The sequence below is a fragment of the Pectobacterium sp. A5351 genome, assembly GCF_028335745.1.
Taxonomy (GTDB): Bacteria; Pseudomonadota; Gammaproteobacteria; order Enterobacterales; family Enterobacteriaceae; genus Pectobacterium.
The window spans coordinates 4,380,154-4,401,383 of sequence record NZ_CP116477.1 but is presented as its reverse complement, the minus strand read 5'-3'; the positions used below and the strand labels follow the sequence as shown (position 1 = coordinate 4,401,383).

Genomic DNA, 21,230 nt, shown 5'->3' with positions numbered 1-21,230 from the left:
GGCGGACTCCACTCGAACAAGAACGATCAAAAAGAAAAGAATAAGACGTTATTTATGTAACTCATGATTTTTGGTGCCTGCGTTATCCACATTTGCTTCATTCACAATTCAGATAGCAGACACACCACATAGCGCGGCGATTTATCCCGACGATCCATCAAAAGGATCGCTGACGGGACCGCGGATCATAACCTAATCCGCCAAAGAGATCTTCCCCTTCTACACAGTTTCGATCCTTTTTATCCACAGGCTATTCTTATCGCGGCTCCCTGCGACACGCCAAATGGACGGCGGGTACGTATTTTACCCATCCCCCGTGAAATGCATTCAAGCATATCCTCGGAGACACGATCGTTACGGTGATATCGATCATGATCTTGCCGGACAGATCGTAGGAGGATCCTTGCGCTTTGCAATAGAGTCCGTATAATTCCCTGCCCGCGCGTCTACGCCTTTTCTGTGCTCTGACAGGCAGAAATTCCAAAAATAATCGGAATGGCTGGCGTGTGAAGTGTGATGTTAATTGACTCAGGACTGTACAATTATTACAATCCTGCCTCTTTCCGTTATATAGACTGTGATATGCGATTGAGGCGTCGGTCATTTTCACGCCGAACAGCCAAACGCGTTTACTGTGAAGTTATAATTTTCCAAGTTTAGGTAGAAATCGCCATGAAACGCACTTTCCAACCGTCCGTATTGAAGCGTAACCGTAGCCATGGTTTCCGTGCTCGTATGGCCACCAAGAATGGTCGTCAAGTTCTGGCCCGCCGTCGTGCGAAAGGCCGTGCTCGTCTGTCTGTTTCTAAGTAATAAAAGCTAACCCACCGAGTGGTTAAGCTCGCATTTCCCAGGGAGTTACGTTTGTTAACTCCCAGTCATTTCACTTTCGTCTTCCAGCAACCGCAACGGGCTGGCACGCCGCAAATCACCATTCTCGGCCGCCTGAACTCGCTGGGGCATCCCCGCATCGGTCTTACCGTCGCCAAAAAGCATGTCAAACGTGCTCATGAACGCAATCGGATTAAACGCCTGACGCGCGAAAGCTTTCGCCTGCATCAACATTCATTGCCTGCAATGGATTTTGTCGTGCTCGTGAAAAAAGGGGTGTCTGAGCTGGATAACCGCACCCTGACGGAAGCATTGGAAAAACTATGGCGTCGGCACCGTCGTTTGGCTCCCGACTCCTGATCGGGTTGATACGCGGTTATCAACTCGTTATCAGCCCGTTACTCGGACCACATTGCCGGTTCCGGCCAACGTGCTCGCAATACGGGATTGAAGCAATACGCCGGTTCGGCATGATAAAAGGCTGTTGGTTGACGCTTAAACGCGTATTAAAATGCCATCCTTTGAACCCTGGTGGTGATGATCCCGTACCGCCAAAAACCGACAATAACAGAGAACATTAACGATGGATTCGCAACGCAATCTTCTTCTCATCGCTCTGCTATTCGTAACCTTTATGCTTTGGCAGGCTTGGGAAACGGATAAAAATCCGCCAACCACCACGCAGGCCATACAGCAGGCGACGAACGCAGTGACCGGTGATGCTAACAACCAGGGCGTACCAGCCAGCGGTCAAGGCAAGCTGATCACGGTGAAAACCGACGTACTGTCGCTGACAATCAACACGCGTGGCGGCGATGTCGAGCAAGCGCACCTGCTGGCTTACCCGGACACACTGGGTTCAGATAAACCTTTCCATCTGCTGGAAACCACCTCGGAGTTTGTGTATCAGGCTCAGAGCGGTTTAACGGGCAAAAACGGCCCGGACAACCCGGCTAACGGCCCACGTCCGCTGTTTACCACCACGCAAGATAGCTTCGAGCTGGCAGAGGGTCAGGAAGAACTGCGTATTCCGCTGACCTACACCGCTGCTGACGGCGTAACCTATACCAAAACGTTTGTTCTGAAACGTGGCGGCTATGCACTGAACGTTGACTATAGCGTCAACAACACCAGCGCTCAGCCTCTGGAACTTACGCTGTTCGGCCAGTTAAAGCAGTCCATCGATCTGCCTAAGCACCGCGATACCGGCAGCAGCAACTTTGCCCTGCACACGTATCGTGGCGCAGCGTTTTCTTCCAGCGAAGACAAGTACAAAAAGTACAGCTTTAGCGACATGGACGAAAACCTGAACATCACCACCAACGGTGGCTGGGTAGCGATGCTGCAACAGTATTTCGCCACGGCATGGATTCCAACAACGGCAGGCGCTAACACGTTCTATACCAGTAAACTGGGTAACGGCCAGGCTGCGATTGGCTTCAAAGCCGCGCCGGTTGTGGTTGCCGCAGGTAGCCAACAGAACCTGAACGCGACACTGTGGGTCGGCCCGGAAATTCAGGACAAAATGGCTGCTGTCGCACCGCATCTGGATCTGACCGTAGATTACGGCTGGCTGTGGTTTATTTCTCAGCCACTGTTTAAGCTGCTGAAATTCCTGCATAGCTTTATCGGCAACTGGGGCTTCTCCATCATTGCCATCACCTTTATCGTGCGCGGTATCATGTATCCGCTGACGAAAGCGCAATACACCTCAATGGCGAAAATGCGCTTACTGCAACCTAAATTGCAGGCGATGCGTGAGCGTATTGGTGATGACAAACAGCGCATGAGTCAGGAAATGATGGCGCTGTACAAGTCAGAGAAAGTGAACCCGCTGGGCGGTTGTTTCCCGCTGCTGATTCAGATGCCAATCTTCCTGGCACTGTATTACATGCTGATGGGCTCCGTTGAACTGCGTCATGCGCCGTTCGCCCTGTGGATTCATGACCTGTCTGCACAAGACCCGTACTACATTCTGCCGATCCTGATGGGCGTGACGATGTTCTTCATCCAGAAGATGTCGCCAACCACCGTGACCGACCCAATGCAGCAGAAGATCATGACCTACATGCCGGTCATCTTTACGGTCTTCTTCCTGTGGTTCCCATCAGGTCTGGTTATGTACTACATCGTGAGTAACCTGGTTACCATTCTCCAGCAGCAGTTGATCTACCGCGGTCTGGAAAAACGTGGTTTGCATAGCCGCGAGAAAAAGTAATCCGGTTGATGGCTAACCGATAGAAAGCGTAAGGCGGTCATTGACCGCCTTATTTTTTTATAAGCTGTTTTATCACTTAACGATACGTAAAATAGCCTGACAGACAGGCATCAACGCAGAGAGAATATCATGAGCAATACCGACACCATCGTCGCCCAAGCCACGCCACCGGGACGCGGAGGCGTGGGTATTTTACGCGTGTCAGGACGGGCCGCCGCCGAGGTGGCACAGGCCGTTCTGGGTAAGCTCCCTAAACCGCGTCACGCCGATTATCTGCCGTTCCGCGATGCCAACGGCACCACGCTCGATCAGGGTATCGCTCTCTGGTTTCCCGGCCCGAACTCTTTTACCGGTGAAGATGTGTTGGAGCTTCAAGGACATGGTGGTCCGGTCATTCTTGATTTGCTCCTGAAACGTATTCTGACACTGACCAACGTGCGCATTGCACGCCCCGGTGAATTCTCGGAACGCGCCTTCCTCAACGACAAACTCGATCTCGCACAGGCGGAAGCTATTGCCGATCTGATTGATGCCAGCTCGGAACAGGCCGCTCGCTCAGCGCTGAACTCCCTACAAGGCGTATTCTCCACCCGTATAAATCAGTTGGTGGAAGCACTTACTCACCTGCGAATCTACGTCGAGGCTGCCATCGACTTCCCGGATGAAGAGATCGATTTTCTCTCCGACGGTAAAATTGAAGCACAGCTCAATGGCGTAATGGCCGATCTGGATGCCGTCCGAGCCGAAGCCCATCAGGGTAGCCTGCTGCGTGAAGGAATGAAGGTCGTGATTGCAGGTCGTCCTAATGCCGGAAAATCCAGTTTGCTCAATGCGTTAGCGGGCCGTGAAGCCGCCATTGTGACGGATATCGCGGGAACCACACGCGACGTATTGCGTGAGCATATCCACATCGACGGCATGCCGCTGCATATTATTGATACCGCAGGGTTGCGCGATGCCAGCGACGAAGTCGAACGCATTGGTATTGAGCGTGCCTGGCAGGAAATCGAGCAGGCCGATCGCGTGCTGTTCATGGTAGATGGCACCACCACGCAGGCGACTGAACCTGAGCAGATCTGGCCCGAATTTATGGCTCGCCTGCCAAAAACGTTGCCAATTACGGTAGTGCGCAATAAGGCTGACGTTACTGGTGAAACGCTTGGTATCGAGGATGTGAACACTCACTCACTTATTCGCCTTTCCGCCCGCACGGGTGAAGGTGTGGACACACTGCGTGACCACCTCAAGCAAAGCATGGGATTCACCAGCAATACCGAAGGCGGTTTCCTGGCGCGACGTCGCCACCTGCAAGCACTGGAACTGGCAGCACAGCACCTGATTCAAGGGAAAGAGCAGCTGGTGAGCGCCTACGCAGGCGAACTGCTGGCGGAAGAACTGCGGCTGGCACAGCAGGCTTTGAGTGAAATCACGGGTGAATTCACCTCTGACGATCTGTTAGGCCGTATCTTTTCGAGCTTCTGTATTGGGAAATAAGGGAGTAAACGGAATTCAGCCCAGAAGTTAGCCGCCCAGCTTTCGCCTGCCGCCCACCCGGAGTCACATCACGGAAAGGAGCAGGCAAATAGCCAGTGTGGGGCGGCACCATTTTTGCGGTTTAGTGGACAGAAAAAGGAATAAGCAGGACACATCTCAACAGACCCCACTTTTCTTATCAGGTTGATGACGTTCAAATATGGCAGAACTCTCTGATAATTCTTGCATAATTCCCTCACCAGCAAACCAATTTCTATTCAAATTAATCGTCCCCGCCACTATTTTCCTTTCACCAATTATTCACAGATATAATCCGTTAGAGATGAATAAAATTCATTATAAAACGAATAGATAAAAGATAATAAAATGAAAAATTAAAAAAACTATTTTGTGAACCAAAAGTTATTGTGGTATTAATAAATTGAAACCCAATTTTTACCTTGCAGGATAATTATTTATCCCTGCCATTTATTTTTCTTATAAAGAAACACGATTTTATTATATAGAGTGCTATTTATGCATTTTTTAATGATAGGCATCTTGTCTTATTTTTCGCATAACGCTTAAATAGGTGATAAGAGAAATGAACAATAACCTCATTGTAAAAGATGACAGTTCAAATTATTATCAAAGTAATCTTGTAATAAAGAGAACGGAAAAAGGTTATCTCCCTAACCTACCGTCTCTGAATGGTACTCGTATTATTGCAGCCCTTCTTGTGTATCTCTTTCACACATCGATCGGGAATATGCTAAACCTGTTCTCGGATGAATCTATCGGTGAAGCCTACTCTTTTGTCTTGAGTAAGGCGGGATGGGTAAGCGTATCGTTTTTCTTTATTCTGAGCGGCTTTGTCATGAATTGGTCATCGCCATCCGTTCGCAGCCCGCTTCAATTTTATAAGAAACGATTCGCAAAGATATACCCTGTAAGCATGTTAATTATCATCCTACTTGTTTTTACTGGAATAATAAGTGTTGGACGTGTTGATGTCTGGTTACCCAATTTATTATTGATACAGACATGGATACCACAGGGCGATATCTATATTGGTGGCAACGTCCCTAGTTGGTTTCTCTCCGTGATTGTTTTCCTTTATATTGTTTACCCTTTCCTGCTCAAGGTCGTCAAGAAAATACCGACGGAGTCTTTATGGGTGTCCGTATTATTATGCTACGCCGCCTTAATTGGCGTTTATGGCGCAATTTATACGTTATTACCCACCGTTCCACTGATCGAAGGTTGGCCTTTTGAAGTGGGCGAAATTCAATGGTGGTTTGCCTATACTTTTCCACCAACACGCGTTTTTGAATTCACTATTGGTATGTTACTGTCACGTATTATTCAGGAAGGAAAATGGATCTCCGTTTCAGTAACGACAAGCGTAATATTAACTGCGCTGACCTATTGCATTGATCTTTTTATGCCTTTCCTGCTGAGTTTCAATTTGGTGACTCTTATTCCGCTGGTATTACTGATAGGCTCACTCGCGGCGAGCGATCTACAAGGGAAACGTTCATTTTTACATGCGAAACCAATGCAATGGTTAGGAAGCATTTCTTTCTGCTTTTATCTGATCCATTTCTTAGTGCTTCGCTTGCTGAATGAATGGACTGATGGCAATCAATACGGTGTGGCAGACGCCGCGCTGCTGATCATTGCCGCTGGAGCGGTTAGTCTTATCGCCGGCTGGTTGCTTTATCAATTCATCGAGCAGCCTGTAGGCAATTTACTGACGGCCAAAAAGAAACAAAGTGTGAGTAATCACGTGCAAGAAAGCACCCCAACATCTTGATAAATAAAAGATGTGACTAAGGATAGGTCTGTTCTGACAAGGCAATGCAATAGGCTCAGCATGAATGCTGAGCCTATCGTGCACTTACTTCAGCGTTGCTTTCACGACGGCTGACAGCGGCGTCGTTGGGCGACCAATCAGACGGCTCAGTTGCTTACCGCCATCGAACAGCCCGCCTTTGGACGCACCGACGTCGGAATCCGCAATAATCTGCGCGAAAACATCGGGAAGCCCAGCGGAAACCAGTGCAGCGGTGAACTCCGCTTCAGACAGGTTTTGATAACCGATAGATTTACCCGACTGTTTGCTAATTTCAGCAGCCAGTTCCGCCAGCGTATAAGGTTCATCACCAGCCAGTTCGTAAACCTTGCCAGCCTGCCCTTCCTGCGTCAGCACCGCGACCGCAGCGGCGGCGAAGTCTTCACGGGTTGCAGACGTAATTTTGCCTTCGCCCGCGCTACCGATAAACACACCGTGTTCCAGCGCCGCAGGGATGCTGGCCGCATAGTTTTCGGTATACCAGCCGTTGCGCAGCAGGACATGCGGTAAACCAGAGTCCTTCAGCAAGGCCTCCGTTTGACGGTGTTCTTCCGCCAGCGCCAGAGGGGACTTATCCGCGTACAGCAGGCTAGTGTACGCAACCAGTTTCACGCCGGCTTTCACCGCGGCTTCAATGACGTTGCGGTGTTGCGCCGCACGCTGGCCAACCTCACTTGAAGAGATCAGCAGCACTTTATCCACACCTTGCAAGGCGGACGCCAGCGCTTCTGGCTGATTGTAATCCGCCACTTTCACCTGCACGCCTTTTACAGATAGATCGGCAACTTTATTCACATCACGCACCAGCGCCACGATGTCGTTCGCCGGAACCTTCTCTAACAGTTGTTTGATAACCAAACGGCCCAGTTGGCCAGATGCACCAGTAACAGCAATCATCTCAAGCTCCTTTTATTGACTGTCTTTTGTTAACAAGAACTGGCTGGCATACTATCGACAAAGCTAACTTTAAGTAAGTACATACATAAAGGTAAGTATAGTGAAGCAATCCAAAACACCCGCAGATTTATTGCCGCCTATTCTGTCATCCGGTGATGTCTTTGCTGAAAAATGTCCGTCACGCCAGATACTTAACCACGTTACTAGTCGCTGGGGTGTACTGATTCTAATCGCATTACTTGATGATACACATCGCTTCAGTCAGTTGCGTAGACGGATTGGGGGAGTAAGTGAACGCATGCTGGCACAGACCCTGCAATGGCTGGAGCGTGATGGTTTTGTCCTGCGAACCGCCTATCCGGTTGTTCCGCCACATGTTGAGTACAGCCTGACGCCATTAGGCGAAGAGGTCAGCAAACGGGTGAAAGCGTTAGCAATCTGGGTTGAAGAGAATCTGGACGAGATTATGGCTACACAGCGGTCAGATTAGCAACAAAACATCAAGCAATGTACCAAATAAGCTGACAGTATATTCATGATTAAAAATGAAAGATCGAGGCAGAGATCCTGTTATGCCATCACCAAAAAAGTGGCTGATTCTGGCCATTGTTTCCAGTGCACTGTTCCTGATTGTTATCGACATGACGGTACTGTACACCGCACTCCCGACACTGACTCACGGCTTGCATGCCACGGCATCGGACAAGCTGTGGATCGTGAACATCTACGCGTTGGTTGCCTCCGGTTTGCTGCTGGGAATGGGCACGTTGGGCGATAAGCTGGGCCATAAACCGTTATTTATTTCCGGGCTGGTTGTGTTCGGCACCGCGTCATTGTTCGCGGCTTATTCGCCCACTCCCCATATGCTCATCGCCGCTCGTGCTTTGCTGGCGGTTGGCGCGGCGATGATGATGCCCGCCACGCTCTCGATTATTCGACTGACCTTTTCTGATGAACGGGAACGCGCACTGGCGATTGGTATCTGGGCGGCGGTAGCCTCCGGAGGCGCGGCATTTGGCCCCGTTATGGGTGGGATACTGCTTGAATACTTCTGGTGGGGCTCGGTTTTCCTCATCAACGTACCGGTCGTTCTGCTTGCGCTCATCATGGGAATCACCGTTATTCCCCACCGACCGGGTAATGCTTCACACCGCTGGGATTTCATCGGTTCTCTATTAATTATGGTGGGTTTGATTGGTATAACCTATGCCATAAAAGAGTTGGGCAAGCGGGTGCCGTCTTATGAAGATACGCTAATCGCGCTGCTGATCGGCATGGCGTTTATTACTCTGTTTGTTCGGCGTCAGCGTAACAGCAAGCATCCTCTGGTCGATTTCTCTCTCTTCCGCCTGCGACCTTTCAGCGCAGCCGTAGCCGCGGCTATCGTAGCAGCGGCCGCATTAATCGGAATGGAGCTGGCTTTCACCCAGCGACTACAGCTTGTGGTCGGGCTGTCTCCGCTACAGGCTGGGCTGTTTATTTTGCCTCTGTCATTGGCGTCCTTTATCTCCGGTCCGCTAACCGGAAGAATGCTGCCGCATGTAAATAGCGGGACAATGTTATCCGCAGGCCTACTGGTTTCCGGGCTTGGTATGGGAAGCTATCTGCTGCTCCACAATGCCCCCATCATCGTACAAGTCATCAGCCTGATGGTGATTGGTGCTGGCGTAGGCTCGACCATGACGGCCGCATCGAGCACCATTATGCAGGTTGCTCCAGCGTCAAAAGCAGGGATGGCGGCCTCAATCGAAGAGGTGTCCTATGAATTAGGGGGCGCGACGGGCGTGACGCTGATGGGCAGTTTGCTGTCTTTCGCTTATTCTGCGACGTTTATGCTGCCTGCTGGGTTTACCGCACCGGACACCGCGTATGACAGCCTGGATGAGGCCTTAATTTTTGCCGAATCCTTACCGGAAAATATGCAGCGCATTCTTACCGCACAGGCACATTCCGCCTTTGATTCCGGATTTTCTACCGTGCTGACAGCAGCAACGTTGATCCTACTGTTGGCCTCAGCCTTCGTCTGGACAACGCGCCATAATAAACAACATCGTAATCAGGCCAATGATGTATAGCACCACCGGCTCATAGGTTAGACGATAAAAAACGCCGTTCAATGGCGAACTCATGCCGATCGTTTAAGAATCGAGATACCGGGGGCTAGCACGGTGTAAGGTATCCCTGCGGGAACCTCATCACCGTGTTTCCCCCCTAAATCCACGCTTAAGTGAACAGCATCGTTCAATGACGAAAACGGCGTTGGTAATGTCGATTTAGCAACCTACTACATAACGGATCAGTACGTTTCTTTACCGTATTGCAATGAGCGAGGCCCATACAGCATACCGCGTGGATGACCCGCCGCCAGCAGACGCGAGCTAGTCACACCAGCAACATCATGGCCTTTGTCAGAGATCGTGTCCGCAATTTGGCTCACGGCTGCCTGCACCAAAGCACCGATGATGCCGCCGTTAGAATTTGATTGCTGCTCGTTGCTGGAGGCTGTTGCACTCCCACTCCACAGCAATTTGCCGGTACGTAGATCAACCAGGCGCGCATCCGCAGAAACGCGGGTTTCGCTACTAATTACGATGTATGAAGTACCGTACTCTTTCACGTCCAAATACAACGCAGCATCAGCACCAAAGATTTGGTGCAGTTTTGCCGTACTCAGCGCATGAATATCCGCCGCAGTCGACAGACCATTCTGTTTGAACGTTTCGTCTACGACAGCGACAGGCAAGACGTAATAACCGGATTCCGCCAGCGGATAGGTTACTTGTGAAAGCAGGCTATAGCTCGCTTTCACATCCGGCGAATGGTTAACCGGCGGCAATACCAGAATAGACTTCGGTTTACTCTGCTTAAATGCCGTGTAGTCATAGGGAACGGGTTTAGCACAACCGGTCAGCACCAGCGCAAAAACCAGACCACATAATCCTAAGAAACGATTCATTTAATGCTCCCTTTATTTTTACTCAACAGAAAGTCCATAAAAGGTGCTGATTCAGGGAATTTCGCTTTTTCAGTTTCAAACTGTTGGCGAGCTTCGCTATCACGGCCAGTATTGGCATACAGCAACCCAAGTTGAGCATAGAGTCCCGGCGGGACAGGTTTATTCGCGGCTTTTGCTTTTTCGATCGATTCATTCAAAGCAAGAATTTGCTGCTCTGGGCCGACTTTATCTTGTTGATAGTAATCGTAAAGAGCGGGCTGATATTTGTCCCAGCTATAAATCGTTTTTGGCTGGGACGCACAACCAGCCAGTACTGCCGCTGCAAGCAGCAGGACAATTTTCTTATGAGATAACATGGTTATATTCCTATTCCATTAGTTCGCTGGGCGCCAGGCACCACTTTCAATTCCCGCAACCAGATTATTGACGGCTTCACGAATAGCCAAATCCAGCACTTTACCGTTCAGCGTCGAGTCATAGCTGGCCGTACCGCCGAAACCGATAACTTCACGGTTGGACAAGGTGTACTCGCCCGCACCCTGTACGGAATAAACGACTTCAGACGTTTGTACGTTCACCACATTCAAGGTGGTTTTTGCGTAAGCAACCTGTGTTTTGCCGCGCCCAAGTATGCCCCACAGTTGATGGTCACCCACTTCTTTGCGACCAAACTCGGTCACATCTCCGGTAACAACATAGCTAGCACCTTTCAGCGTCTGTGTTTGTCCTTTAATCCCCGCTTCCGCTTTCAGCTCTTCCATATTGGTGCGATCCAACACATTAAAGCGGCCGCTCTGCTGAAGGTGACTAACAAGAATGGTCTTGGATTGATTACCTAAGCGGTCAACACCATCAGAAAAAATACCGTTCATATAGTTAGAGCGGTTTTCAAATTTTCCGACGGAAATCGGGCTGCGAACGCCCTGATAAGGCGTACTGTAAGAAGTGACTTTTTGTGCTTCTACGGTACGGGAAGACTCTGTAGCACATCCGCTCAACAACGCTGCTGACATGAATACAGAACAAAGAACGACTTTTTTATTCATAACACTATCCCTTAGTGATAATCCCTTAACCCCGATCAAAACTAGGTTATTGATTCATAATGAAAATGCCGTAAAACACGTTATTTAGCAGCAACAGTGTTTTGATGAAACCGTATGTTGCTGCATTTAAATAGCGGCAGACATTATGAGGGGTGTAAGGAAAAGTAACGAGTTATTTCATGAAAAAATGAACAAAAATAACGAAAATCAGAATCCTTCCCCAAAATAAACCGCCAAAAACCAGATAAAAAACAAGGTTATATGCAACCAGTCCATTACTTTCATATAACAATATAACCAACTGAAAATATTAAATAATTTAATTAATAACACGCGTGAGATTTAACATTAACCGACTTTTTACCTGCTCTATATCAAGGTCAGGGCGCTATCCAGCGATTAGGATAAAGGTCACGATCGAGGGATCCAGGGTGGGAGAAGGTAATGAACCGATTTGTTATTGCCAGTACTCAAGACTGTATGGGGTGCCATGCATGCGAAATCGCCTGTGTCATTTCACACAACGATGAGCAGTATCCAGATAGCACCACGGTGTTTCAGCCCAGAATCAAGGCATTCAATACGCCAACGCTGCGAGCTGCCGTGACCTGCCGTCACTGTGAGGATGCCCCCTGCGCCAGCGTGTGTCCAACGCAGGCCTTGATCAGAAAAGACAATAGCATTCAGCTCGTTCAGGAAAAGTGCATTGGCTGTAAAAGCTGTGTACTGGCGTGCCCGTTCGGCGCGATGTCCATGGTGACAAACCCCGTGGACAATAGCACCGTCGCCCATAAATGCGATCTCTGCGCCGATCGTCCCGAAGGGCAAGCGTGTGTAGAAGCCTGCCCGACGCAAGCCTTGCAGTTAGTCAGCGAACAAACGTTGGCAGCCCGCCGTCAGGAAAAACAGCAGATGATGGCGCAGCGTTCAGCCTCCTACTGGCAGCGTGAAACGCCCGTGCTGAAAGCGCTGACGACCAATCCACTCAGTAAAAGGAAAAACTGGCCGCGCCGGGATGCCGAGAAAAAACCACTGACCCAGAGAACCTCCACGTTTGATGAAATTTATCACGGCTTCTCTATGCAGCAGGCGGAAGATCAGGCTGGCCGCTGCCTTTCCTGTGGCAAACGCGCGATCTGCGAGTGGACTTGTCCGCTGCATAACAATATTCCCGAACTGCTAAATCTGGCGAAACAGGGGCGGATTCTTGAAGCCGTCGAGCTCTCACACCAAACCAGCAGCCTGCCAGAAATCTGCGGTCGGGTGTGCCCGCAGGATCGGCTATGCGAAGGGGCCTGTACACTGGGTAAAGAGTACGGTGCCATCACCATCGGCAACGTGGAGCGCTACATTACCGATACCGCAATGGCAATGGGCTGGTCGCCCGATATGACGCGTGTCGTTCCCAGCGGCAAACGCGCGGCGATCGTCGGTGCTGGCCCAGCAGGGTTAGCCTGCGCCGATGTGCTGGCACGCAACGGCGTGCAGGCTGTCGTGTTCGACCGCCACCCGGAAATTGGTGGGCTGCTCACATTCGGGATTCCGTCGTTCAAGCTGGATAAAGACGTCCTAATCCATCGTCGCGAAGTGTTCAGTGCCATGGGAGTCGAATTCCGGCTGAATACCGAAGTGGGGAAAGATATTTCTCTGGCCCAGCTTCTGGACGACTATGACACCGTTTTCCTCGGCGTAGGCACCTACCGCTCTATGAAGGCAAACATCGATAATGAAGATGCCCCCGGTGTCTTCGATGCGCTTCCCTTCCTGATTGCCAATACCAAACACGTCATGGGGCTACCTGAATCAGAGGATGAGCCTTATATCTCAATGGCGGGCAAGCGCGTCGTGGTGCTCGGCGGTGGGGATACCGCAATGGATTGTCTACGCACGTCCGTTCGGCAAGGTGCGATATCCGTCACCTGCGCGTATCGCCGCGATGAAGCCAACATGCCGGGCTCGAAAAAAGAGGTGAAGAACTCCCGTGAAGAAGGCGTAGAGTTCCTGTTTAACGTCCAGCCACAAAAAGTCTGCCTCAATGAACAGGGCGAAGTCTGCGGGATTAGTCTGGTTCGCACCGAACTGGGCGAGCCTGACGCCAGCGGTCGTCGTCGTCCGCGCCCCATTCCTGATTCAGAATTCGTGCAGCCTGCGGAAGCCGTAATCACCGCATTTGGTTTTCAGTCGCACAGTATGCCGTGGCTGGAAGAGGCCGAGGTCAGTCTGGATAACTGGGGGTACATCACGGCCCCTCTTAATCGTCAGATACCTTGCCAGACTAACCATCCGCGTATTTTTGCTGGTGGCGATGCCGTACGCGGTGCCGACCTGGTGGTAACCGCCATTGCCGACGGGCGCAAAGCGGCATTGGGAATGATTGCGACGATGGGGCTGAACGCCGTCACGGGTGCCATTCCCGCGCACCCGCAGCATCCCGAAACGCACGCCACTCGCGAGGAGGTTCGCTCATGAATCAATTTGTTATCGCCGAAGCAGAAAAATGTATCGGCTGCCGAACCTGTGAGATCGCCTGCGCGGTCGCCCATAGCGGCGGCCACGGTGCGCAACTGCGGCCTTCTCACTTCTTTCCCCGCCTGAAGGTCGTTAAAAGCGCCAGCGTCAGCGTCCCTGTTCTGTGTCGGCAGTGTGAGAATGCGCCCTGTGCCAGCGTCTGCCCAAATGACGCGCTGGTGCGCGATCGGGGTAGCATCCAGGTGATGCAGTCCCGCTGTATCGGCTGCAAAAGCTGCGTCGTCGCTTGTCCCTTCGGGGCCATCAATGTGGCGACGAAAGCGTCGAGTGACGAAGGAGAAACACATCTCACGCAGAGCGAGGTTCACAAATGCGATTTGTGCGTGGATGTCGCCCAGAGTCCTTCCTGCGTCAGCGTGTGCCCAACATCGGCACTGCGCTTAGTGACCGCAGATGAGCTGCGCAAGCAGACGCTGGAAAAACAACGGCGTTCCGCACTGGGATGGCCGAGCCATTAAAACAGATTGGAAGGTGGCGGACAGGGAAGGATCGCCACAAAACACACGATGCAGAAAATTCGTTGTGCCTAATTAATAATTATCGCCGATTTATCCATCGATTTTTTTTTAGATTACATATTAGTCTGATAATATGCATTAGTATATGCCTGATAGGTTCCCATCTTTTATCACGATCACGGAGTGAATAATGACCTGCCATTTTGTCAGGTGGACAAGCACGGAAGCGCTTCCTGACTTACAAAGACTGCCCGATAGGCTCATCTCATCAACACAGGGTTTTTCAGCCAAACGCCGCGAGCGTTATCTGAAAAGTCGTGTGCTGCTGGCTGAGATGATGTTCTATTTTTTCGGCTATCCGCTGTTACCCCCCCTGCTGGAGTCCCCTGAAGGACGCCCTTATTTTGCCGATCCCAATATGCCCAATTTCAGCATCGGCTATGCAGGCAATACCATCGCCATCCTCCTGAGCGAAGAAGGAAATGTGGGTATGGATATCGAAATCGTTCATGTCAGGCCGACGACTCAGGCTATTCCACAGATGCAGGCGCAGACGCAGGCCGAACAAGCGTGGATCGACGCCCAACGCGATCCGCTGGAGGCAGCAACGCAATTATGCACCATCCGCCAGTCATTGATGAAAATCCCCGGCGTAAACAGCCACCCTCCCAATCATCTGAAACTTCACCCCGCCTCTGGCAGGCTGCGTTCAACCGGCACCCCCGCCGTAGAAGTGATGAGCGATGTTGATGATTATATTGCCTGGGCCTGCGCCCATATCCCTACACTTAACCGATTGATCATGTGGAAATACACATCAGCATCAGGCATGAGAAAATCGAGAGAAATTCTACAGCAACAGCGCCAATCTTTACGCTATATGAAATTAACCAGTCATACGATAGAAAAAACCACCTCTGGCGCATAGCCGCCTCGTCGCAGGCTGAGGCTCCGGGAAAGCCCCGGAGCCACGAACATATTAATGCCCGTCGATAAACACAATTTTCAGCAGGAACAGCAGCGCAACGACAACCACGCACGGGCTGATTTCACGCCAGCGTCCCGTCGCCAACTTCATCACACAGTAAGAAATGAAGCCCAGCGCGATCCCCTCAGTAATCGAGAAGCTGAACGGCATCATTACAGCGGTAATAAAAGCTGGAACGGCTTCCGTCAGATCATCCCACTTCACACGCGCCAGGCTGGACGTCATCAGTACGCCCACATAAATCAGTGCGCCAGCCGCTGCATAGGCAGGCACCATACCCGCCAGCGGTGACAGGAAGATCACCAGCAGGAACAGCAGACCCACGATGACGGCGGTCAGGCCAGTGCGTCCACCAACGGATACGCCAGAGGAGCTTTCAATATACGCCGTAACGGAGGAGGTCCCGATAAACGAACCGGCCACCGAGCTAACGCTATCAACATACAGCGCCTGCTTCATACGCGGGAACTTACCGCGCGCATCGACCAGACCGGCTTTATCCGTCACGCCAATCAGCGTACCGGAGGAGTCAAACAGGTTAACCAGCATGAAAGAGAAAATAATACCGGACATCCCGAGGTTCAGCGCCCCAGCCAGATCAACCTGACCAACCACCGACGTTACGCTCGGTGGCATAGAGAACACGCCAGCAAATTTAATATCGCCCAGCAGCAGGCCAATCGAGGTGGTTACCACGATGGAGATCAGTACCGCGGCGTGAATATTACGTGAAGCCAGCGCTACAATAATGAAAAAGCCCAGAGCGCCCAGCAGCACGCTGTGTGAGGTCAGATTGCCAATCGTCACCAGTGTTTCTGGGTTAGGAACGATAATACCGGCATTTTTCAAGCCCATCATGGCAATGAACAGCCCGATACCGCTGGCGATACCCAAACGCAGGCTAAGCGGAATATTGGCGATCATCCAGTAGCGAATCTGGAAGATGGTCAGCAACAGGAAACCGATTGCGCCCCAGAAAATAGCCCCCATCGCAACCTGCCATGGCAGCCCCATCGCACCCACAACAACAAACGCGAAAAACGCATTCAGCCCCATTGCTGGAGCCAGCGCCACAGGCAGGTTCGCCAGCAGCCCCATCAAAATACTGCCGAATGCGGCAATCAGACAGGTGGTCACAAAGACCGCTTTGGTATCCATCCCCGCCGCACCCAGAATCTGCGGGTTAACAAAAACGATGTAGACCATCGTCAAAAACGTCGTGAAACCGGCAATCGTTTCCGTACGTGCTGTCGTACCGTGTTGTTTAAGTTTAAACACACGCTCCAACAGGCCCTGCTCGGTAGCAAGACCGGGTTGTGATTTATTCATGAGTAACAATCCAAAGAAGGGAATAACTGTCGTTGGGTATCCTATAACAAAATGCTGCGTTTTTACGTTGATCCCACGTTTTTTTTCATCGAATAAGAAGAACCTATGAACGACATCGTTTTCTCTCGGTTAAATCCCCCTGATTTTACGCAAGATAGCGCTAAAAATGGCTTTGTAGGTCGCAATATCGGGTCAATTGGTTAAAGTAAGGAACGCCTTCTCATTCTGATCGTTTAAGAACCGAGATACCGGGGCGACCACGGTGCGAGGTGTCCCTACGGGAACCTCATCACCGTTTTTCCCCTAAAGTGATAATAAGACTTTATATTTCATCGATAAGGATTGGTCATGCCACGTATTGAATGCGTCTTCTTCGACTGTGATGGCACGCTGGTTGATAGCGAAGTGCTGTGTTGCCAGGCTTATGTGAATATCTTCATCCCGTATGGGGTGAACTTATCGCTGGAGGAGGTAATAAAAACCTACAAGGGCGTGAAGCTGTACGAAATTATTGCCCGCATCAGCCAGCAGCACGGTTTAACCGTATCGGTAGAAGATGCAGAGCGTCATTTCCGGCAAGAGGTGAAACGGCTGTTCGATGAATCTCTGCAACCTATCGAAGGCGCGCGTGAGCTAGTGCAGTCCATCACCGTTCCGATGGCCGTGGTGTCCAACGGCCCGGTCAGTAAGATGCAGCATTCGCTCGGCCTGACACAGATGCTTGATCTGTTTGGCGACCATCTCTACAGCGGCTACGATCTGAAAAAGTGGAAGCCCGATCCGGCAGTGCTGTATCACGCCGCCGATCAGCTACAGCTTCCCATCGAGCACTGCATTCTGGTTGAAGACTCCGCCGCTGGCGTACAGGCTGGCATCGCGGCGGGCATTCCGGTGTTCTATTACTGCGCCGATCCCCATAATCAGCCGATTCATCACCCGCTGGTTACGATGTTCGATGATATGCGTGAACTGCCGCAAATCTGGCGCGAAAAGGGCTGGAATATCACCGCGCAGTAGCAGCATCGAGATACACGGGGCGACCACAGGGGTGAGGCCTCCCTACGGGAACCTCCCCCTGTGTTTCCCCTAATAACAGGCTTCAGTGACCCGTATTCATCCTCACGCAGGCTTATTCCGCCACCACAGCAAACGGCGCTTCGGCTGCTTTTCCTGCTGGTTAAAACGGGCGTTAACCCGGTTAGCCAGCAGTTCCAGCGACAGGCAAAACACGAAGTAGACCAGCGCGACAAACAGGAAAACTTCCATCGGGTAGACCATGCTGCGGTTATTGACCTGAGTAGCGAGAAACGTCAGCTCGCCGACGCCGACAATGTAGGCCAGCGAGGTGTCTTTAATCAGGGAAATCCACTGGTTAATGAAAGAGGGCACCATCATCCGCAGCGCCTGCGGCAGGACTATCTGCCACAGCACCTGCCAGCGGCTTAATCCCAGCGAGAGTCCAGCCTGCCACTGGCCGCGCCCAATCGCGACAATGCCGGCCTTCACGCCGTGCGCCAGATACGCCGAGGCGATCAGCGCCAGCGCGCACACCACGGTCGTGATTTCGGGGATATCGACGCCAAAAACGATCGGCAGCAGGAAGTAGGTCCAGAAAATCAGCATAATGACGGGAATCGCGCGGAAGAACCCCAGCACCATTGCCAACAGTGCGCTCCAGACACCCCGAGACATTGCCAGCGCCACGCCCAAAATCGTCCCCAATATGGCAGAGGCTACGCCCGCCAGCAGACTCATCACTAGCGTCAGCGCCGCGCCACCCAGCAGGCCATCCGGGAACGTGCCCCATATCAAATAACCGAGGTTATCGGTGATAACAGTAAAATCCATCTCAGTGTTTCTCCGCCAGACTGCGCTGCTGGCGCCACATACCCCAACCTTCCATCACGGCAATAATCACGATGTACAACACCGTCGCCACGCCAAACGCCTGAAACGTGCGTAAGGTTTCCGTCTCCACCTGACGCGACGCGTAAGACAATTCAGCGACGCCAATCGCCATCGTCAACGACGAGTTCTTAACGATATTCATGTATTGCCCCAGCAGCGGCGGCAAAGCGATTTTTAACGCCTGCGGCAGCACCACATAGCGCATGGATTGCCAACTGGTTAACCCCAGAGCGTGCGCCGCGTACTTCTGCCCGCGCGCCACACCGCGAATACCGGCGCGAATTTCCTCGGCAATAAACGCGCTGGAGTAGAGTGTCAGCCCGGCCAACCCCGCCAGAAACTCAAAAGAAGGCCACGCTAACATCATACCGAAGAGCGCAAGCGTATGCGGGGTGTTCAGCCATTGCATCATCGATGAGGGAAAAAGCTGCCCGGCACCGAAATACCAGAAAAACAACTGCACCAGCAGCGGCGTATTACGAAATAACGAGCTGTAAGCGACAACGACACCGCTCAGCACCCGAATCTGGCTGTCTCTGGCAGCAACCAGCAGAAACCCCAGCACCGTAGACAGAACGATCGTACTCAGGGAAATGCCCAGCGTGATCAGAAAACCGTGCCACAACCAGATGAGGTACTGAGGAGCCAACAGCCACGACTCAAGCAATTGCAGCGCCGTATCCATGCGTTTTCTCTCTCTTTGTCATAAATAAAAATGCCCTCTGCAATGCAGAGGGCTGAAATCATAGCACTGAAGGGGTCAGCTATCAGGATTTAGGTTGCTGATCCAACGGGGCAAAGGTGAAGTCGCCGCGCGGCTGAGCCGATTTTGTGCTTGGCCCAAACCAGCGACCGTAGATCGTCTTCGCTTCCCCCTGTTTTTCCAGGTTAATCAGCGTGTCGTTAATTTTCGCCGTCAGGCGTTCTTCACCCTTCGGAATCCCCACCCCCTGATACTCTTTGGTAATGCTGAACGGAGAGATTTCAAATTCGGCTTTCTGGGCATCAGGCACATTAGCCAACAGGCCGACCAACTTGGCATCATCCTGCGTGATGGCCTGAACGTTACCGTTACGCAGCGCAGCGAAGGCCAGCGGCGTATCGTCGTAAGAAATCACTTTGGCGGTTGGGTAATGCTCACGCAGGGTAATTTCCTGCACGGTGCCTTTATCGGCGCCAATACGCAACGTTTTGATGTCGTCCGGCGTTTTCAGCACGCCTTTACGGGCGATAAATTTCTGCCCGGTGGCGAAGTAAGGAATACTAAAGTTAACCTGCTTGGCACGCTCATCGGTAATGGTGAAGTTCGCGGCAATCAGATCGACTTTTTGTGAACTTAACAACGGAATACGGTTAGCCGGGTTAGTCGCACGCAATTCCACCTTCACGCCCAGCGCCTTACCAATCGCCTCAGCGATATCCACGTCATAACCCACCAGCTTTTTGCTCTGCGGATCGACATAGCCAAACGGCGGATTACTGTCGAAGACGGCAATTTTCACCACGCCTGCTTTCTGAATATCGTCCAGTTTATCGGCCTGTGCCGCACCCGAAACGGAAGCCAATCCGGCTAACAAAGTCACTGTCAAAATATGCTTTTTCATTCCCTGCCCCTTAATTATTGCTGTATTAACAGCAGGCTATCAGCAGGGGGAAAACGCCGGAAATAACATAAACAGCTATAATATAACCTTATGTTACTTCGGTATTCTGGCAGATTATCCTGATTCAAGTGCGTTCTGGTGGATTGATGGAAAGCGGCAAACTACCGCCAAGCACGTCATTAATCTGACTGGCTACCTCATCAAATAGCGCATAGCGGCGGCGATATTCCGCCCGCTTGCGGCTGGGAATTTCCTGTTCAGACTTTCTCGGAATCGATAACGGCAGCGCAATGTTGCCATCAGGCTGCGGTTGACCGCCGTGGGCGAAAAGGAAAGCATTGTAGTCGGCCAGAAAAACATGGCGTTTTTTACTGCGATAGCGCCAGTGTTTATAGATATGCGTTTCGTTACTGACCGCGACAACGTGTGCCAGATTAAGGCCACGGGTCAGGTTAAGCAGGCCTTCCAGAAGAATACGTTTGGGAAACAGACTATAGCAGTCCCGCGTCGCGCCCTGAATAACCTGGTGCGGCGTTTGTGCATCCGGCCCCTGAATTCCACCGATAAACAGGCTCATTTCCCCTTCAATACGCAGGATGGAGAACGTCATCTGTGCCAGCACGTGCTCGCTGTTCTCAAATTGCAGGGAAAGCTCTCCTTCCTTACACATTTGATCGTTAGTCATCAGGCGAAGCGTGTAATTTTCACCACTTTTTCCCTGAAAACGGGCCAGAACGTTACCGCTCCCGTTCTGGCTATATAACAAACGCTGGCGGTGTAATGGCAACGATTGGATAAAGCGGTAATGATCCATTAAGGCTGTACAGGTTTGATGTGTCGGCAGCGACGCCATCAGGTAAGGGCGCTGGAGCTTACTGTAAAGCTCATTTCCGTCACGCCGAAAAATATCCTGTACGGGATAATTAACGATAAAGCTAAGCCATTTCATGGTCAGCAGCGGATGAAGCATCACTCGGGCGGTATATTTTATACGCCAGTGAACGCTCTCCCAGCGCCGATCCGGTTTGTGTTTCCCCGTTGCTAATGCCAATAAAAGGGAAAATGCGGCCCGAAACTGGGTTTTCGTACTGCCAAATGATTGTGTAGAGGTAATGTCCATGAATGTCACCATGATTAA

General features: G+C 51.4%; 21 protein-coding genes. 12 read left to right on the top strand and 9 right to left on the bottom strand.

Annotated features, from left to right (window positions below):
* Positions 1-672 precede the first annotated feature (672 nt).
* The 6 genes from rpmH (at position 673) to O1Q74_RS20210 (ending at position 6,338) form a co-directional block, all read left to right on the top strand.
* A complete protein-coding gene (gene rpmH / locus O1Q74_RS20235; RefSeq protein ID WP_015842368.1) occupies positions 673-813 on the top strand; it encodes a 50S ribosomal protein L34 in 141 nt (46 codons plus the stop codon).
* Positions 814-831: 18 nt separating this feature from the next.
* The gene (gene rnpA / locus O1Q74_RS20230; protein ID WP_071821045.1) at positions 832-1,191 is read left to right on the top strand and encodes a ribonuclease P protein component; all 360 of its coding nucleotides are present in this window, start codon (positions 832-834) and stop codon (positions 1,189-1,191) included.
* On the top strand, positions 1,155-1,412 hold the full coding sequence (gene yidD / locus O1Q74_RS20225; protein ID WP_071821043.1) for a membrane protein insertion efficiency factor YidD: 258 nt from the start codon (positions 1,155-1,157) through the stop codon (positions 1,410-1,412). Before rnpA ends, yidD begins: the two co-directional genes overlap by 37 nt.
* Positions 1,413-1,414: 2 nt before the next feature.
* Positions 1,415-3,049, top strand: a complete 1,635-nt coding sequence (gene yidC / locus O1Q74_RS20220; RefSeq protein ID WP_271875334.1) for a membrane protein insertase YidC — start codon at positions 1,415-1,417, stop codon at positions 3,047-3,049.
* Positions 3,050-3,178: 129 nt separating this feature from the next.
* On the top strand, positions 3,179-4,543 hold the full coding sequence (gene mnmE / locus O1Q74_RS20215; protein ID WP_271875332.1) for a tRNA uridine-5-carboxymethylaminomethyl(34) synthesis GTPase MnmE: 1,365 nt from the start codon (positions 3,179-3,181) through the stop codon (positions 4,541-4,543).
* A gap of 583 nt (positions 4,544-5,126) precedes the next feature.
* Positions 5,127-6,338: an acyltransferase family protein gene (locus tag O1Q74_RS20210; RefSeq protein WP_271875330.1), complete on the top strand. Its 1,212-nt coding sequence runs from the start codon at positions 5,127-5,129 to the stop codon at positions 6,336-6,338.
* Positions 6,339-6,422: 84 nt separating this feature from the next.
* Here the strand turns inward: O1Q74_RS20210 and O1Q74_RS20205 are convergent, their stop codons facing one another.
* Entirely contained in the window at positions 6,423-7,274 is an 852-nt protein-coding gene (locus tag O1Q74_RS20205) for an SDR family oxidoreductase (protein ID WP_271875329.1), read from the bottom strand.
* A 100-nt stretch (positions 7,275-7,374) separates the two neighbouring features.
* On the opposite strand from O1Q74_RS20205, the gene O1Q74_RS20200 reads away from it, so the two are divergent.
* Positions 7,375-7,764, top strand: coding sequence for a winged helix-turn-helix transcriptional regulator (locus O1Q74_RS20200; RefSeq protein ID WP_271875327.1), 390 nt, complete (start codon positions 7,375-7,377; stop codon positions 7,762-7,764).
* An 82-nt stretch (positions 7,765-7,846) separates the two neighbouring features.
* Positions 7,847-9,349, top strand: coding sequence for an MFS transporter (locus tag O1Q74_RS20195; RefSeq protein ID WP_271875325.1), 1,503 nt, complete (start codon positions 7,847-7,849; stop codon positions 9,347-9,349).
* 221 nt (positions 9,350-9,570) lie between these two features.
* Here the strand turns inward: O1Q74_RS20195 and O1Q74_RS20190 are convergent, their stop codons facing one another.
* From O1Q74_RS20190 to O1Q74_RS20180, 3 genes are read right to left on the bottom strand one after another with little or no spacing between them, the layout of a single operon-like run.
* On the bottom strand, positions 9,571-10,230 hold the full coding sequence (locus O1Q74_RS20190; protein ID WP_015842354.1) for a DUF799 domain-containing protein: 660 nt from the start codon (positions 10,228-10,230) through the stop codon (positions 9,571-9,573).
* Complete coding sequence (locus O1Q74_RS20185) at positions 10,227-10,586, bottom strand: DUF4810 domain-containing protein (protein ID WP_039363692.1); 360 nt, start codon at positions 10,584-10,586, stop codon at positions 10,227-10,229. Before O1Q74_RS20185 ends, O1Q74_RS20190 begins: the two co-directional genes overlap by 4 nt.
* 18 nt (positions 10,587-10,604) lie before the next feature.
* Positions 10,605-11,276 carry a CsgG/HfaB family protein gene (locus tag O1Q74_RS20180; protein ID WP_271875322.1) on the bottom strand — a complete coding sequence of 224 codons (672 nt, stop codon included), beginning with the start codon at positions 11,274-11,276 and terminating at the stop codon, positions 10,605-10,607.
* Positions 11,277-11,720: 444 nt separating this feature from the next.
* Between O1Q74_RS20180 and aegA the strand changes: the two genes are divergently transcribed.
* From aegA to O1Q74_RS20165, 3 genes are all read left to right on the top strand, one after another.
* On the top strand, positions 11,721-13,745 hold the full coding sequence (gene aegA, locus O1Q74_RS20175) for a formate-dependent uric acid utilization protein AegA (protein ID WP_271875320.1): 2,025 nt from the start codon (positions 11,721-11,723) through the stop codon (positions 13,743-13,745).
* A complete protein-coding gene (locus tag O1Q74_RS20170; RefSeq protein ID WP_271875318.1) occupies positions 13,742-14,263 on the top strand; it encodes a 4Fe-4S dicluster domain-containing protein in 522 nt (173 codons plus the stop codon). The genes aegA and O1Q74_RS20170 overlap by 4 nt, the downstream gene beginning before the upstream one ends.
* Before the next feature lie 190 nt (positions 14,264-14,453).
* Positions 14,454-15,191, top strand: coding sequence for a 4'-phosphopantetheinyl transferase family protein (locus O1Q74_RS20165; RefSeq protein ID WP_271875316.1), 738 nt, complete (start codon positions 14,454-14,456; stop codon positions 15,189-15,191).
* Between the two features lie 51 nt (positions 15,192-15,242).
* Here O1Q74_RS20165 and O1Q74_RS20160 read toward each other — a convergent pair whose 3' ends face one another.
* Positions 15,243-16,580: an NCS2 family permease gene (locus O1Q74_RS20160; protein ID WP_271875314.1), complete on the bottom strand. Its 1,338-nt coding sequence runs from the start codon at positions 16,578-16,580 to the stop codon at positions 15,243-15,245.
* Between the two features lie 348 nt (positions 16,581-16,928).
* On the opposite strand from O1Q74_RS20160, the gene yieH reads away from it, so the two are divergent.
* Complete coding sequence (yieH, locus tag O1Q74_RS20155; RefSeq protein ID WP_271875313.1) at positions 16,929-17,597, top strand: 6-phosphogluconate phosphatase; 669 nt, start codon at positions 16,929-16,931, stop codon at positions 17,595-17,597.
* 102 nt (positions 17,598-17,699) lie between these two features.
* On the opposite strand, the gene O1Q74_RS20150 is transcribed toward yieH, so the two are convergent.
* The 4 genes from O1Q74_RS20150 to O1Q74_RS20135 form a co-directional block, all read right to left on the bottom strand.
* The gene (locus O1Q74_RS20150; RefSeq protein ID WP_271875311.1) at positions 17,700-18,428 is read right to left on the bottom strand and encodes an amino acid ABC transporter permease; all 729 of its coding nucleotides are present in this window, start codon (positions 18,426-18,428) and stop codon (positions 17,700-17,702) included.
* A 1-nt stretch (position 18,429) separates the two neighbouring features.
* The gene (locus O1Q74_RS20145; protein ID WP_271875309.1) at positions 18,430-19,173 is read right to left on the bottom strand and encodes an amino acid ABC transporter permease; all 744 of its coding nucleotides are present in this window, start codon (positions 19,171-19,173) and stop codon (positions 18,430-18,432) included.
* A gap of 82 nt (positions 19,174-19,255) precedes the next feature.
* Complete coding sequence (locus tag O1Q74_RS20140; RefSeq protein ID WP_271875307.1) at positions 19,256-20,092, bottom strand: ABC transporter substrate-binding protein; 837 nt, start codon at positions 20,090-20,092, stop codon at positions 19,256-19,258.
* Positions 20,093-20,216: 124 nt separating this feature from the next.
* A complete protein-coding gene (locus tag O1Q74_RS20135) occupies positions 20,217-21,212 on the bottom strand; it encodes a VirK/YbjX family protein (protein WP_271875306.1) in 996 nt (331 codons plus the stop codon).
* Between the last annotated feature and the right edge of the window lie 18 nt (positions 21,213-21,230).

Excerpts from the sequence above, each read along its gene's own strand:
- mnmE (WP_271875332.1), top strand. The coding sequence starts at position 3,179 with ATGAGCAATACCGACACCATCGTCGCCCAAGCCACGCCACCGGGACGC.
- yidD (WP_071821043.1), top strand. The coding sequence starts at position 1,155 with ATGGCGTCGGCACCGTCGTTTGGCTCCCGACTCCTGATCGGGTTGATA.
- O1Q74_RS20160 (WP_271875314.1), bottom strand. The coding sequence starts at position 16,580 with ATGAATAAATCACAACCCGGTCTTGCTACCGAGCAGGGCCTGTTGGAG.
- O1Q74_RS20145 (WP_271875309.1), bottom strand. The coding sequence starts at position 19,173 with ATGGATACGGCGCTGCAATTGCTTGAGTCGTGGCTGTTGGCTCCTCAG.
- yidC (WP_271875334.1), top strand. The coding sequence starts at position 1,415 with ATGGATTCGCAACGCAATCTTCTTCTCATCGCTCTGCTATTCGTAACC.
- rpmH (WP_015842368.1), top strand. The coding sequence starts at position 673 with ATGAAACGCACTTTCCAACCGTCCGTATTGAAGCGTAACCGTAGCCAT.
- aegA (WP_271875320.1), top strand. The coding sequence starts at position 11,721 with ATGAACCGATTTGTTATTGCCAGTACTCAAGACTGTATGGGGTGCCAT.
- O1Q74_RS20135 (WP_271875306.1), bottom strand. The coding sequence starts at position 21,212 with ATGGACATTACCTCTACACAATCATTTGGCAGTACGAAAACCCAGTTT.
- yieH (WP_271875313.1), top strand. The coding sequence starts at position 16,929 with ATGCCACGTATTGAATGCGTCTTCTTCGACTGTGATGGCACGCTGGTT.
- O1Q74_RS20165 (WP_271875316.1), top strand. The coding sequence starts at position 14,454 with ATGACCTGCCATTTTGTCAGGTGGACAAGCACGGAAGCGCTTCCTGAC.
- O1Q74_RS20195 (WP_271875325.1), top strand. The coding sequence starts at position 7,847 with ATGCCATCACCAAAAAAGTGGCTGATTCTGGCCATTGTTTCCAGTGCA.
- O1Q74_RS20205 (WP_271875329.1), bottom strand. The coding sequence starts at position 7,274 with ATGATTGCTGTTACTGGTGCATCTGGCCAACTGGGCCGTTTGGTTATC.
- O1Q74_RS20140 (WP_271875307.1), bottom strand. The coding sequence starts at position 20,092 with ATGAAAAAGCATATTTTGACAGTGACTTTGTTAGCCGGATTGGCTTCC.
- O1Q74_RS20190 (WP_015842354.1), bottom strand. The coding sequence starts at position 10,230 with ATGAATCGTTTCTTAGGATTATGTGGTCTGGTTTTTGCGCTGGTGCTG.
- O1Q74_RS20180 (WP_271875322.1), bottom strand. The coding sequence starts at position 11,276 with ATGAATAAAAAAGTCGTTCTTTGTTCTGTATTCATGTCAGCAGCGTTG.
- O1Q74_RS20150 (WP_271875311.1), bottom strand. The coding sequence starts at position 18,428 with ATGGATTTTACTGTTATCACCGATAACCTCGGTTATTTGATATGGGGC.
- O1Q74_RS20170 (WP_271875318.1), top strand. The coding sequence starts at position 13,742 with ATGAATCAATTTGTTATCGCCGAAGCAGAAAAATGTATCGGCTGCCGA.
- O1Q74_RS20185 (WP_039363692.1), bottom strand. The coding sequence starts at position 10,586 with ATGTTATCTCATAAGAAAATTGTCCTGCTGCTTGCAGCGGCAGTACTG.
- O1Q74_RS20210 (WP_271875330.1), top strand. The coding sequence starts at position 5,127 with ATGAACAATAACCTCATTGTAAAAGATGACAGTTCAAATTATTATCAA.